The 12,621-nt window shown below is 69.3% G+C and carries 13 protein-coding genes; 5 read left to right on the top strand and 8 right to left on the bottom strand.

The features are described 5' to 3' along the window. Positions 1–38 precede the first annotated feature (38 nt). Together LKO27_RS11670 and eccE are read right to left on the bottom strand one after the other, a co-directional pair. Positions 39–686 carry a hypothetical protein gene (locus tag LKO27_RS11670; protein ID WP_227737683.1) on the bottom strand — a complete coding sequence of 216 codons (648 nt, stop codon included), beginning with the start codon at positions 684–686 and terminating at the stop codon, positions 39–41. Beyond that, positions 683–1,864, bottom strand: a complete 1,182-nt coding sequence (gene eccE, locus LKO27_RS11675) for a type VII secretion protein EccE (RefSeq protein WP_227737684.1) — start codon at positions 1,862–1,864, stop codon at positions 683–685. The genes LKO27_RS11670 and eccE overlap by 4 nt, the downstream gene beginning before the upstream one ends. A 148-nt stretch (positions 1,865–2,012) precedes the next feature. Here eccE and eccB point away from each other — a divergent pair, with 148 nt between their 5' ends. The 3 genes from eccB (at position 2,013) to LKO27_RS11690 (ending at position 4,213) form a co-directional block, all read left to right on the top strand. After that, positions 2,013–3,404 (top strand): type VII secretion protein EccB, encoded by a 1,392-nt coding sequence (gene eccB / locus LKO27_RS11680; protein ID WP_227737685.1) that lies wholly within the window; start codon positions 2,013–2,015, stop codon positions 3,402–3,404. Positions 3,405–3,575: 171 nt separating this feature from the next. Then, positions 3,576–3,884 carry a WXG100 family type VII secretion target gene (locus tag LKO27_RS11685; RefSeq protein ID WP_227737686.1) on the top strand — a complete coding sequence of 103 codons (309 nt, stop codon included), beginning with the start codon at positions 3,576–3,578 and terminating at the stop codon, positions 3,882–3,884. Positions 3,885–3,922: 38 nt separating this feature from the next. Continuing rightward, positions 3,923–4,213: a WXG100 family type VII secretion target gene (locus LKO27_RS11690; protein WP_227737687.1), complete on the top strand. Its 291-nt coding sequence runs from the start codon at positions 3,923–3,925 to the stop codon at positions 4,211–4,213. A 103-nt stretch (positions 4,214–4,316) separates the two neighbouring features. Here LKO27_RS11690 and LKO27_RS11695 read toward each other — a convergent pair whose 3' ends face one another. After that, a complete protein-coding gene (locus tag LKO27_RS11695) occupies positions 4,317–5,180 on the bottom strand; it encodes an Fpg/Nei family DNA glycosylase (RefSeq protein WP_227737688.1) in 864 nt (287 codons plus the stop codon). Beyond that, complete coding sequence (gene aat / locus LKO27_RS11700; RefSeq protein ID WP_227737689.1) at positions 5,164–5,904, bottom strand: leucyl/phenylalanyl-tRNA--protein transferase; 741 nt, start codon at positions 5,902–5,904, stop codon at positions 5,164–5,166. The genes LKO27_RS11695 and aat overlap by 17 nt, the downstream gene beginning before the upstream one ends. A 95-nt stretch (positions 5,905–5,999) precedes the next feature. Between aat and LKO27_RS11705 the strand changes: the two genes are divergently transcribed. Then, positions 6,000–6,689: an EcsC family protein gene (locus tag LKO27_RS11705; protein WP_227737690.1), complete on the top strand. Its 690-nt coding sequence runs from the start codon at positions 6,000–6,002 to the stop codon at positions 6,687–6,689. Between the two features lie 10 nt (positions 6,690–6,699). Here LKO27_RS11705 and alr read toward each other — a convergent pair whose 3' ends face one another. Beyond that, positions 6,700–7,818: an alanine racemase gene (gene alr / locus LKO27_RS11710; RefSeq protein ID WP_227737691.1), complete on the bottom strand. Its 1,119-nt coding sequence runs from the start codon at positions 7,816–7,818 to the stop codon at positions 6,700–6,702. Between the two features lie 83 nt (positions 7,819–7,901). Between alr and LKO27_RS11715 the strand changes: the two genes are divergently transcribed. Further along, entirely contained in the window at positions 7,902–8,795 is an 894-nt protein-coding gene (locus LKO27_RS11715) for a hypothetical protein (protein ID WP_227737692.1), read from the top strand. Between the two features lie 113 nt (positions 8,796–8,908). Here the strand turns inward: LKO27_RS11715 and LKO27_RS11720 are convergent, their stop codons facing one another. The 3 genes from LKO27_RS11720 to pdhA are packed head-to-tail and all read right to left on the bottom strand — an operon-like array spanning position 8,909 to position 12,500. After that, entirely contained in the window at positions 8,909–10,441 is a 1,533-nt protein-coding gene (locus LKO27_RS11720; RefSeq protein WP_227737693.1) for a dihydrolipoamide acetyltransferase family protein, read from the bottom strand. An 8-nt stretch (positions 10,442–10,449) separates the two neighbouring features. After that, positions 10,450–11,427, bottom strand: coding sequence for an alpha-ketoacid dehydrogenase subunit beta (locus tag LKO27_RS11725; protein WP_227737694.1), 978 nt, complete (start codon positions 11,425–11,427; stop codon positions 10,450–10,452). Further along, on the bottom strand, positions 11,427–12,500 hold the full coding sequence (pdhA, locus tag LKO27_RS11730) for a pyruvate dehydrogenase (acetyl-transferring) E1 component subunit alpha (RefSeq protein ID WP_227737695.1): 1,074 nt from the start codon (positions 12,498–12,500) through the stop codon (positions 11,427–11,429). The genes LKO27_RS11725 and pdhA overlap by 1 nt, the downstream gene beginning before the upstream one ends. Positions 12,501–12,621: the final 121 nt, after the last annotated feature.

Here is a 12,621-nt window from a genome sequence, read left to right on the forward strand (position 1 = left end):
GGTAACCAACAGCAACAGCGTGGTCCCGGCCGAGCGGGTCAGCCGCCGAACAGCATCCGGTACTCGGTGGGCGACGGCGGCATCGGCACCCGCACCAGGCGCCGGACGCTGGCCAGCACGACGTCGGATCCCTCCAGGTTGGCCGCCAGCTTCATCTGCGTCGGGCTGAGCGCGTAGGCCCGGCGCAGGTGGTCTGCGGTCTTTCCCTCCACGGGAGCGACGAGGGAGATCTCGCTGTTGCGCATGTCGTTCACCGCCCTGGCGGCTGTGGGGTCATGCGTGCTGACCACCGCCTGCCAGGCGCCTACCGGGGTCTGGGGAGTCATGGCTCCGATCTCGTCGACCACCAGGCTCGGCCGGTAGGGACGCCCCTGGCCCGGCACGTTGTCGACGGCGTGCAGGATGTCGACGGTGCCGCCGCAGGCCCGGATCACCTCGGCCAGCGGAAGCCACGACGGCTGCTCCTTGGTCAGCACCGAAACGTGGGCACCCAGGCACATGGCACGAAACGCCAGCAACCACTTCACGTACTCGGGAGCGGCGAGGAAGACCCGGGTGGGACGAGGCCGGAAGAGCCGCACCGTGACCGGGCCGGCCGAACCCCTCCCGAGCAGCAGCCCGGCCGGACCGGTGGTGATCACCGGGCCCCGCCCGCCCCTGACGTCGTCGACGGCCAGACCGGTCATCCTTCAACCTGCCTTCCGAGCGGGATGGTGGCCAGCAGGCCCGGCACCTGAGTGCCACCCAGCGGGCCGAAGCTGAACCTGGAGCCCATCTCGGCCACGAGTTCCTCGTCGGCCGCCGCCGCCTGCTCCTCGTTGTGGGTGACGTGGCGGATGGCGCCAGCTGGTGGCTGCCCCGGGGAGACGGTGAAAGAGGTGAAGACCATCATCGCCGGGGACTGCGCCAAGGAGTCCAGGAGGGCCTGGTAGTTGGCCGTCGGGTTCGGGCCGAAGGAGCGGATGGTCCGGGTCTCGTGCACCAGGCCGTCGCAGGTCAGCTGCTGCCACGTCTCCCTGGTGCGCTCGCCGGGTAGTTCGTCGCCCGCGCCGCTGGTCAGGCCGAGGACCTCGGCGATGGCGCTGGGGTCCAGCGCCTGGGCCGAGACGCCCTGTCGTTTCAACTGGGCCTGCGCCCGGTGGAGTCCGAAGCGCAGCGTCGCGAAGACCCCGACCTGCCCACTCCCCCGACGTGCGACCGCCTCCAGGCAGAGCCTCGGATCCAGCCGGAGGGCCACCCACGTCCGCCGCACCGCAGGCGGCGTGACGTCCTCGCCGACGATCTCCAGATAGGACTGCTGGGCTGGTGATCCCGGCGTGAGCATCGCCAGGGTCGGGGCGGGGACCGTCATCGTGACCACCTGGATGCCCGCGAACACGACGTCGTCCTGACGGGTGAGCGTGCCGAGCAGCTCCAGGTCCAGTTCCGAGCCCCGGTCCACGACCAGCGCGTCGTCGGAGGTCAGTTCCAGCAATCCAGTCCAGGAGGTGCCGTCCGCGACCACCCCGATCTCACCGCCGTAGACGTTCTTGGTCTGGGTGACCTGCAGCTGGGGCAGCCACTGGCCCAGTGGGACCAGGGGTGCCGGCTGGTCCGGCTCGGCAACCTCCTGGCGTCGCCGGGCACCGTAGGCGGCCCGCACTCGCAGCGTCGAGAACAGCGAGCGCCCGTTCACCGGAAGGGTCGCGAGCATCGCGAGGAGTACCACGGCACCGGCCAGCACGAACCCGACGACGGTGCGCTGGGCGGCAAGCAACAGGGCGACGACGACGACCACCTGCCAGAACAGCGCCATCGGCAGGTACCGGGTGGAGCGGGCACGCGACGGGAGTGCGGCGTTGCTGAGCTGGGCCGTCCGCGCCATTGGTCCTCCTCGCACTGGCTGTGGGGTCGGGCCAACTCTAGGGCGTGCCGGGCGCAGGGGGGACAACGTCACCGCCTGATGGCGTGCGACGACTGCGCGTCGGCGTGGCTACAGTTGCCCCCGAACCCATTCCACCCGGAGGACCCGCATGGCGACACGCAAGGACCTTCTCAAGGCAGAGTCCTTCATCTCGCGACGCATGGTCGCGGCTTTCGTCGACCGTGACCCCGACGACCCGACGCCGCCCCTGCGGCGAGTGGGGATGGCCACCTTCGTGTCTGTGCTGCTGGGCATCATCCTCCTCGCGGGCACCGCGCTGTTCGGGCTGTTGCGCCCCGGCGGCGGCGACGCGTGGAAGGAGGAGGGCGTCGTCATCTCCGACACCTCCGCCGGCATGCAGTTCGTCTACGCGCAGGGCACCCTGATCCCGATGGCCAACGTGGCTTCCGCGCACCTGCAGGCCGCCGGCGAGAACCCGTCCGGGCCGCCGCGAGTTGTCAACGTCAGGACCGACACCCTAAAGGGCACTCCGCAGGGTCCGATGATGGGCATCGCCGGAGCTCCGCGGCAGCTGCCGGCGGCCGCCGACATGGACGTCTACCCGCTGCAGATGTGCTCCTCGGCCCCGAACACCGCGGGTGACCGGTTCGTCAGCATCGAGTTCAACGCGCCGGCCGTCCCGGACAGCCAGATCTCCTTCGTGGCCAGGGCCTCCGACGGCGAGGAGTTCATCATCATGAACGGCCAGGCCCACCGCCTCTGGCGCGAGCAGGGGAAAGCCTCACCCCTCATCGAGGACCTGCCCATCGCGACACCCGGCAATGCCTGGCTCTCAGCGCTGCCGGTCGGGCAGCCGCTCGAGCCGATGGACATCCCGAATCTGGGCGCCACCCCGTCCAAGGACATGCTCAACATGCGCATCGGTCAGCTCGCGACGGTGGAGGGCGCCGAGGGCGGCGCCAGCCGCTACTACGTCCAGCTCGACGACGGCCTCTCCCAGGTCTCCTACCTCGACATGAGGCTCATGATGGCCGCCAAGGACATGCCGCCGCCGCGGCTGATCTCGGAGTCGGAGCTGGCTTCCGCCCGCAACGACTCCGTGCCCGACTCCTCAACCCCAGGCATTCCGTACGAGAAGCCAAGGGGCCCCGAGGGCTACGGCAACCTCCAGGACATCTCCGTGTGCGCCACCTACGGCCAGGACAACCCGGACCGCGTCGTGCTCACCGTGGACCAGGCCACGCCCGAGATGCCGGCCGGGCACCTGAAGCCGTTCGGCAATGTCGTGGACCTCGTGAAGATGGAGCCGCTGGCCGGCGGCCTCCTGCAGAACTCGAACAACGCCGTCGACGACGCCGCCACCTTCCTGGTGATCGACGGCCGCAGCTACCCCATTCCGGATGTCGCCTCCCGCCGCGCCCTCGGCTACGGAGACGTCACCCCTGCCGCGGTGCCGCCACAACTGCTGGCGCTCATCCCGCCGGGGCTGGAGCCGAACATGAACCTGTCCCGAGCGAGCATCCGGCAACTGGAGGCATGAGTAGCCAGAGCCCACTTTCCGGGGTCTAGGTACTGCTACTCGTTTCGATCGGGACCACTGGGAAGTGACCCGCTCCCCCGCCTAGGGTTTCAAGTGTCACGAAGGCAGCACCGAGCTACTCGGACGTTGCTGAACCGAGAGCCGCAGGCTCCACCGTTGAAGGGAATGAACATGGGCAACAAGTCCGTTGATCGCGCCGAAATGGCCAAGGCTGCGCAGCAGATCGAGGCGAAGCACCAGCAGATCCACCAGCTGCAGGCCCGCCTGCAGGGGCAGATGACTGACCTCGCCACCCGCTGGACCGGTCAGGCGTCGCAGATGTTCCAGCGTGGTTACGGCCAGTTCGACACCGAGTTCGAGAAGGTCAAGCAGGGCCTGGACAAGATCCACACCTCGCTGGTCGAGACGCAGAAGGAATACGTCCAGCGCGAGGAAGAGAACACCCAGACCGCGAACCAGATCGCCGGCCTCATCGGCTGACGCTGACCGACACCACCACATCGAGCCAGGAGACATCAATGAACGACGCAACCACATACTCACAGTCCGGCATGCAGGAGGGAATCTCGAACCTCTCCGCCGCCCACAAGGAACTCACCACCCTCCTTGAGGACCTGAAGGCCGAGCTCTCCTCGTCCCTCGGGGCCTGGGAGGACAACGCCCGCAACGCCTACGTCGAGGTCCAGCGCTCCTGGGACGCCTCCGCGGCCAAGCAGCAGGACATCGTCCAGCGCATGCCGATCCTCCTCGGCAACATCTCGGACGGCTACGACGCCACCGAGTCCCGCAACGCCGGCATCTGGGGCTGACCCAAGACCGCAAACTGAAGGGCCCCGCTTCGACGGGGCCCTTCTGTCTTGTCCTGGAGACCATCCCCCGTGGAGTGACTGCGGGAGGATCCGGAGGCCTTCGCTACTTGAGCAGCTTGGACAGCCTGCGATCCGCCAGCGGCTTGCCGCCGGTCTGGCAGCCGGGGCAGTACTGCAGCGACGAGTCCGCGAACGAGACCTCGGCGATCACCGAGCCGCAGTCCTCGCACTTCTCGCCGGTCCGCCCGTGGACGCGCATGCCCCTGCGCTTGGAGTCCTTCAGTTTGCTGATGGGCACGCCCCGGGTCTCCTCCAGGGCCTGGCCCAGCACCTCCCGGATGTGGCCGTGGAGGGCGGCGACACCGTCGGCGTCCAGTGAGGATGCGGGCTTGAACGGACTGAGCCGGGCCGCGTGCAGGATCTCGTCGGAGTAGGCGTTACCGATCCCGGCGAGCACCTTCTGGTCGCGCAGGACGCCCTTGAGCTGCGCCTTGCCGGCCTTCTTGAGGATGGCCGCCAGGTCATCGACGGTGAAGGTCTCGGCCAGCGGATCGGGCCCCAGCGCGGCGATACCGGGGACGTCGGTGGGATCGGTCACCACGTAGACGGCCAGGTGGCGCTGGGTCCCCGCCTCGGTGAGGCTGAAGCCGGAGCCGTCCTCCACCCCGATCCGCAGCGCCAGGCCCGACTTTCCCGGCCGCGGCACCTTCGCGGGCAACTCGTCGTGCCAGGTCACCCAGCCGGCGCGGGCCAGGTGGAACACGAGGTGGAGGCCCTGCGCGTCGACGTCGATGAACTTCCCGTGCCGGACCACCCCGGCGACCTCCAGGCCCAGGAGCGCGTCGAGCGGAGGGTCGTAGGTCTTCAGCACGCTGAACGCCACCAGGTGGCCCTGCGTGATGGCCTTGCCGGTGAGCCGCTCGGAGAGCTGGTCGACGACGGCCTGCACCTCAGGCAGTTCGGGCATTTCGGTCCTCCCCAAGACTCGCGAGCAGTTCCTCGCCGCCCATTCTCCCCGCCTCGCCACGCGCCCACATGTTGTTGTGCGGTTCCTCCAGCGCCTCCCCCAGTTCGGCGAGGTAGTCCGCACGGTCGATCGCCACCGCGCCGAGCGACTCGAGGTGCGGCGTGAGCCACTGGACGTCGAGGACCTGGATCTCCATCCTGCGCAGTTCGTGGACCAGCCGCAGCAACGCCACCTTCGAGGCGTCGGTCCCGAGCACCTCGTCGTGGAACATCGACTCGCCCGCGAACATCCCGTTCTGGTGCACGCCGTAGAGCCCGCCGACGAGGCGGCCCTCGCCATCCCAGGTCTCGACGCTGTGGACGTAACCGACTTGGTGCAGGACCATGAAGGCGGCCGAGATCCGCTGGTCGATCCAGCCGTCTGGGCGCGACGGGTCCGCGCACGCGGCCAGCACCTGCGGGAACGCGACGTCGACCGTCGTGGTGTAGCGGCGTGCCGAACGGCGCAACGACTTGGTGACGCGCACGCCGTCGGGCGGCAACTGGGCCCGCTGCATCGGGGACCACCACCCCATCTCGCCACCGAAACCGCCGCCGCCCAGCGGCATCGGGAACACGCCGCAGCGATAGGCCAGCAGCGCAGTGCCCGGGTCGAACTCGTCGGAGAACGCGATCAGGTCCTGGCGCGGCCAGTCCTCAGGCGGTCCGAAGAGGGTTTCGAGCATGGAAACCAGTGTGGCAGCCCGGGGGATTTCCGGGTCTTCCCCTGCAGAGATGCTTGGCGGTGTGTGCAAGTCTTGGGGGGTAGAAGGAGACGCTGATGAGTCAACCATCCAATGTCGTCGCTGTCGCTCAAGGGCTGACCTCCGACGCCTTCCACCAGATCCTGGATCTCGCAATCGACGGCAAGGGGAAGTTGCCGGGGGCGAAGGTCGCGGCCAAGAACCTGCTCGCCAGGCACGGTGACCCGGAGACTGCCATCGACTGGCTGGTGAGGGAACACATCGCGCTGGCCGGCGGGCAGGGGTTCGCGACCAACTGGGGAGGGTTCTTCGTCTCGCTGGTCACCATCCCCGCCAACATCGCCGCGGCCGCCTTCGTGCAGGCCCGGCTGGTGGCCTCCATCGCGCACCTGCGCGGCTACGAACTCAGCGACAGGCGCGTGCGCAGCGCGATCCTGATGGTCATGCTCGGCCCCACCGCCGGCGAGGCGCTGGTGTCCAATGGCCAGTTGCCGTCGTCGCCCCTGGCCGTGGCCACCGCCCCGGTCTTCGACGCCAAGCTCGACGGTCAGATCAGCCGCGCCCTGCTTGACCGCGCGATGAACCAGCTCAGCGGCAAGCGACTGGGGGCGTGGGTGGGCAAGCGCATCCCGTTCGTTGGCGGCGGCGTCGGCGCTGTCGTCGACGGCTGGGCCACCCACCTGATCGCGCGGCTGGCGCAGGAGTCCTTCCCCAGCCGTCGGCCCAGGCTGAACCGCTGGACCAAGGACGAGCCGCAGACCACCTGAGGCGTGGGCGCTACGCGTAGGAGCGCGGGACCCGGGCGGTGATCAGGCACGTGACCTCGTACGGGATGGTGTCCATCAGTTCGGCGAGTTCGGCGACGGAGATCTCGTCACCGCCGTCGCTCCCGGCGAGGACGGCGTAGTCGCCCACCTGGACCTCTCCGCGCTCGGGGCCGAGGTCCACCATCGTCTGGTCCATGCACACCCGCCCGACCACTGGTCTGGACTCTCCGCCCACCAGCATCCGGCCCCGATTGGACAGCAGTCTGGAGTAGCCGTCCCCGTATCCGATGGCGACGGTGGCCACCCAGGTGTCGCGCGGCGCCGTCCACGTCCTTCCGTACCCGACGGTCTCGCCCTGGCGGACCTGCTTGACGAACGCCACCCGGGCCGTCCAGCGCGCCACGGGTTCCAAGGGACGGGTGCGGGGCGTGCGAGCGTCGGGGTAGGACCCGTACAACATGATCCCGGGGCGCACGAGCGTGGTGGTGCCCAGGTCGTGGCAGAGCAGGGCGCCGGAGTTGGCCGTGTGAACCCACGGCACGGGGCCGACGGCGTCACGCACGTCGGCGGCCACCTGCTCGAAGCGAGCCAACTGGTCCCGGGTGAAGTCCTCGCCGTCCGGGACGTCGCTGACCGGCAGGTGTGTGTAGAGGCCGTCCAGTGCCAGGTGCGGGTGGTCCGCGACCTGACGGGCGAGAGCGACGGCGTCGGCGGGCTCCGCGCCGATGCGCCGCATCCCGGTGTCGACCTTCAGGTGCAACGGAGCGACGACGCCGGCGGCGGCGGCCGCTGCTCCAACCGCTGCGATCCCGTCGGCGTCGGCGACCGTCAGGGTGAGGCTCGCGGCCAGCGCCGAGGGGAGTTCTTCGGGAAACGTGATCGTGAACTTCAGGATGGGCAGGGTGATTCCGGCGTCCCGCAGCTCCACGGCTTCGGAGACGAGCGCGACGCCGAGCCACTGCGCCGTACCCGCGGACTGGATGCTGCGCGAGACCTCCACCAGGCCGTGCCCGTAAGCGTCAGCCTTGACCGCCGCCAGCACCGCTCGGCCATCGGCGAGTTCGGCAGCGGTGCGCAGGTTCTGGTTGATGGCATCCAGGTCCACCCGGAGCTCGCTTGCACTGGACACCCCCCAATCTTCGCCTGCCGGGCGCGGGCAGACCAAACGGGAACGTGCTGGCTCTGGTCCAGGCCGGTGGCAGAATGGCGCGCATGTCGAACAATCAGTGGAACAACGGCCAGGCCGACGGCCAGTGGCAGCCGCAGGGCAATCCCGACCCGAACGCACCCGAGCAGCCACAGCCGAGCGCCAACGACTGGAACGCCGGTCAGGCGCAGGCGGACTGGAACTCGGGCGGTCAGGGCGGTTCCCAGGACTGGAACCAGCCGGCGGCTTCCCAGCAGGACTGGAACGCCCAGCAGGCTCCCGCAGGCCAGGACTGGAACCAGCAGCCCGCGCAGGACTGGACGCAGCAGCAGCAGCCGCAGCAGCAGGGCTGGAACGCCCAGCAGGCCGGCGCGGACTGGAACACCGGCGCGCAGCACCAGGGCGGCAGCGACTGGAACGCGCAGCCCCAGTCGAGCGCCCAGGAATGGCACCAGCAGCAGCCGGCGCAGGACTGGAACGCCCAGCCGCAGACTGACTGGACCGCCCAGCAGCCCGCGCAGGAGTGGGGCGCACCGCCCCAGGGTGGCCAGCCCTGGAACCAGCCCCAAGGCGGCTTCCAGGGTCCGCCGGCCTTCGGGAAGCCAGCCAGGGACCAGCGCGTGCCGTCGCCACGCCGTCGGAGCGACACGGGCCTCGGGAACGTGTTCGACTTCAGCTTCAAGAAGTTCGCACTCCCCTCCGCCGCCGGGACGATCTTCCTGATCTCGGTGATCTGCTTCGGGATCTGGTGGGTCTTCGACCTCATCCAGGTCCTGACCGTGGGTACCGAGTTCTACGAGCCCAGCGGTGCCCTGATCGCGGACGTCATCTTCGGCGGTCTCGCCAGGATGTTCATCGGCGTGCTGCTCACCCGAGTGCTCATCGAGGGCGCCTCCGCCGTCGTCAAACTGGCGAACAAGGCGGATGCCGAAAAGGTCGACGAGGTCGAGAAGGCCTGACCCCCGCAGCAACGCCGAGGGACCGCAGCCAGCCCGGCTGCGGTCCCTCACACTTCACCCGCCAGTGGGCGCGGTCGCGACAGCGGAACGTGGCGTCACCTTGCGGGGTGAGGCTAGAAGAGCAGGGCCAGGGCGGGCTCGGCCAGGATCTCCGCCACATCGTGCAGGAACTGCGAACCCTGCTCACCGTCGACGATGCGGTGGTCGAACGCGACGGTGAGGGTGGTGACCCAGCGCGGGACCACCTGCTCCACGCCACCGGTCTCAACAACCCAAGGGCGCCGCTGGATGGCGCCCATGCAGAAGATCGCAGACTCGTTGCCGTTGATGATGGGGGTGCCGGCGTCGACGCCGAAGACTCCGACGTTGGTGATCGTGAAGGTGCCACCGGAGTAGTCGCCCGGCTGCAGCTTGCCCTCCCGGGACACGGCCACCAACTGGTTCAGGGCACGGCACAGCTCCAGCAGGCTGAGCCGGTCCGCGCCCTTGATGTTGGGCACCATCAGTCCGCGCGGAGTGGCCGCCGCGATGCCGAGGTTGACCCCCGGGTGGTAGACGATCTCCTGGTTCTCCTCGTCCCACGACGTGTTGAGGTCGGGGTTGCGGGCGAGCGCGAGGCACATGGCCTTGGCGTAGACCAGCAGCGGGGAGACCCGCAGGCCAGTGAACTCGCGCCGGTTCTTGAGGGTCTCGACGAAGTCCATGGTCGCGGTGACGTCGACGGTGGTCCATTCGGTCACGTGCACGTGGGTCCGCACTGACCGGACCATGTTCTCGGCAGTGGCCTTGCGCACGCCCCGGATGGGGACGCGCCGCTCCTGCCGGCCGGCGAACGGGCCGGGACCGCCCGTCTGCCCTCCGAAGCCGCTGTCCGCGCCGAAGCCGCCGCCGGGGAACCCGCCGGCACCCGCGGTGAAGGTCTCCTGTCGGGGTTCCTGGAAGGTGGCGTGGTCGTTGATGATCCGGCCGCGCTGGGGCGTGTCGGCGAGGCGCTGGAACGCCGCCGCGGCCTCGACGTCGGTGCGGGTGATGGTCCCGTCGGGTCCGGTGCCGACGACGCTGCCGAGGTCCACGCCGAGATCCTTGGCGTACTTGCGCACCGGCGGCTTCGCGCGTACGGCGTTGGGATCGGAGGCCAGCACCAGCGTGGATTCCGACGGCGCCCGGCCCGGGGTGGGCAGGGGGTCGCCGACCGCCTGCGCATGGACCTCGCCGGCGGGATGCACCTCGTCGGGGCGCCGCCCGGGCTCGTGCGGCTCGTAGGCGTCGCTGACGGCCTGGGTCACGCTCGCGGACTCGTCGGGGCGGCGGCGGCCACGGCGACGCGAGCGGGCACCGTCGGAGGCCCCGTACCCAACCAGGTTCGGCGACGACGCCTCGGGCTCGGGCGCGGCGTGGGGCTCGGGTTCGCCGTCGTTGATCTCGATGATCGGGGTTCCGATGTCCACGGTGGTGCCCTCTGCGATCAGCAGTGAGGTCACGGTGCCGGCCCACGGCGAGGGCAGCTCGACCAGCGACTTGGACGTCTCGATCTCCACGAGCACGTCGTTGACCTCGACGGTGTCGCCCTCGGCCACCCGCCAGGCCACGATCTCGGCCTCGGCCAGACCCTCACCCGGGTCGGGAAGTAGGAACTGTCGCTTCATCGGGGCTCCTAGTAGGCGAGGGACGCGTCGACGGCGTCCAGGATTCGGTCCACGGAGGGGAGGAACTCGTCCTCGACCCGCGAGTGCGGATATGGCATGTCGTAGCCGGTGACCCGCTTCACAGGCGATTCCATCACGTAGAACAGGTCCTCGTGCAGCCTGGCCGCGATCTCCGCACCGACGCCGAGCGTACGCTGCGCCTCGTGCACGACGATGGCGCGCCGGGTCCGGCGGACCGACGCCGTGACCGTCACCCAGTCGATCGGGCTGAGGGTGCGCAGGTCGATGACCTCCAGCGAGGTGCCCTCCTCGGCAGCGATGGCGGCGGCGTCGAGGCACGTCTTCACCATGGGGCCGTAGGCCAGGATGGTCGCGTCGGAACCGTAGCGGGCCACCTGCGCCTGGTGCATCGGCTGCGGCCGGGCGGAGAAGTTCACCTGGTCCTTGACGTGGTAGCGGCGCTTGGGCTCGAGGAAGATGACCGGGTCGTCGGAGGAGATGGCCTGCTGGATCATCCAGTAGGCGTCTCCAGCGTTGGAGCAGGTGACCACCTTCAGCCCGGGAGTGTGGACGAAGTAGGCCTCCGGCGATTCGGAGTGGTGCTCGATGGAGCCGATGGCGCCGCCGTAGGGGATCCGGATCACGATGGGCATCCGCGTCCGGCCGGCCGTGCGGGCGTGCAGCTTGGCCACCTGGGTCACGATCTGGTCGAAGGCGGGGAACACGAAGCCGTCGAACTGGATCTCGACCACCGGGCGGTACCCGCGCATCGCCAACCCGATGGCGGTCCCGACGATGCCGGACTCGGCCAGCGGGGTGTCGATCACGCGGTTCTCACCGAACTCCGCCTGCAGCCCCTCGGTGATGCGGAAGACGCCGCCCAGCTTGCCGATGTCCTCTCCCATCAGGAGCACCTTCGGGTCCGCCTGCAGGGACCGCCGCAGGCCGAGGGTGAGGGCCTTCGCAAGCGTCATGGTCTGGCTCATCAGGCCTCCTCGAATCCGGCGTTGTACTCCGCGTACTCGCGGTGCTGGGCGTCCAGCGCGACGGTGTTCTCGGCGTAGACGTCGTCGAACAGTTGGTCCATGGTCCGCGGGACCAGCTCCTGGATCCAGGAGCGGATCTCGGCGCCGTAGTCCTGCGCGTCGGCGTCCAGCTGGGCCAGGTGCGAGTCGTCGATGACGCCCTGCTCGCGCAGGTACGTGGTCAGCCGGGTGATGGGGTCGCGGCCCTTCCAGATCTCGGTCTCGGAATCGGTGCGGTACTTGGTCGGGTCGTCGGAGGTGGTGTGCGCACCCATCCGGTAGGTGAACGCCTCGATGAAGGTGGGCCCCTCGCCGCTGCGCGCCCGCTCCAGCGCCCACTCGGCCACCGCCTGGACCGCGAGCACGTCGTTGCCGTCCACCTGGACACCGGGAAAGCCGAAGCCCCGCACGCGCTCGAACAACGGGATCCGCGACTGCAGCGACATCGGCTCCGAGATGGCCCACTGGTTGTTCTGGCAGAAGAACACGACGGGCGCGTTGTAGCTGGCCGCGAACACGAACGCCTCGTTGACGTCTCCCTGCGAGGACGCGCCGTCGCCGTGGTAGACGATCACGGAGGCGTTCCGGTCAGGGTCCTCGTTGCCGACCATGCCGTCGAACTGAAGACCCATGGCGTAACCGGTGGCGTGCAGGGCCTGCGTGCCGATCACGATCTGGTAGTTGCGGAACCGGTCCAGTTGCTCCCAGTCGCCGTGGTCCGTGCCGCGGAACAGCGCCAGCAGCTGCCTCATCGGGATGCCCAGGCACATCGCGACGCCGTGCTCGCGGTAGCTGGGAAACACCATGTCCGTGGGGGCCAAGGCCCGGGCCGAACCCACCTGGGCGGCCTCCTGACCCAGCGACGGTGGCCACATGCCCAGCTCGCCCTTGCGCTGCAGGGCGGTTGCCTCCGCGTCGAAGCGCCGCGCCATGGTCATGTCGCGCAGTCGGTCGACGAGGTCGGCGTCGGTGCCCGCCCAGCTGAACTCGTCGTTCTCGACGCGTCTGCCATCGGGCGTGAGGAGCTGCACCATCTGGTCACTTTGTCCACGCACGGCGATCCCTTCCGCAGTTGGGTTACGGCACCGTAGCTTACGGGCCCGTAGCTTACGTTTTCCACCGGCACGCCGAATCCGCGTGGCGGCGGGCGGCGGA

Origin of the sequence: Tessaracoccus sp. OS52, from assembly GCF_020687685.1 — a bacterium.
Classification (GTDB): domain Bacteria; phylum Actinomycetota; class Actinomycetes; order Propionibacteriales; family Propionibacteriaceae; genus Arachnia.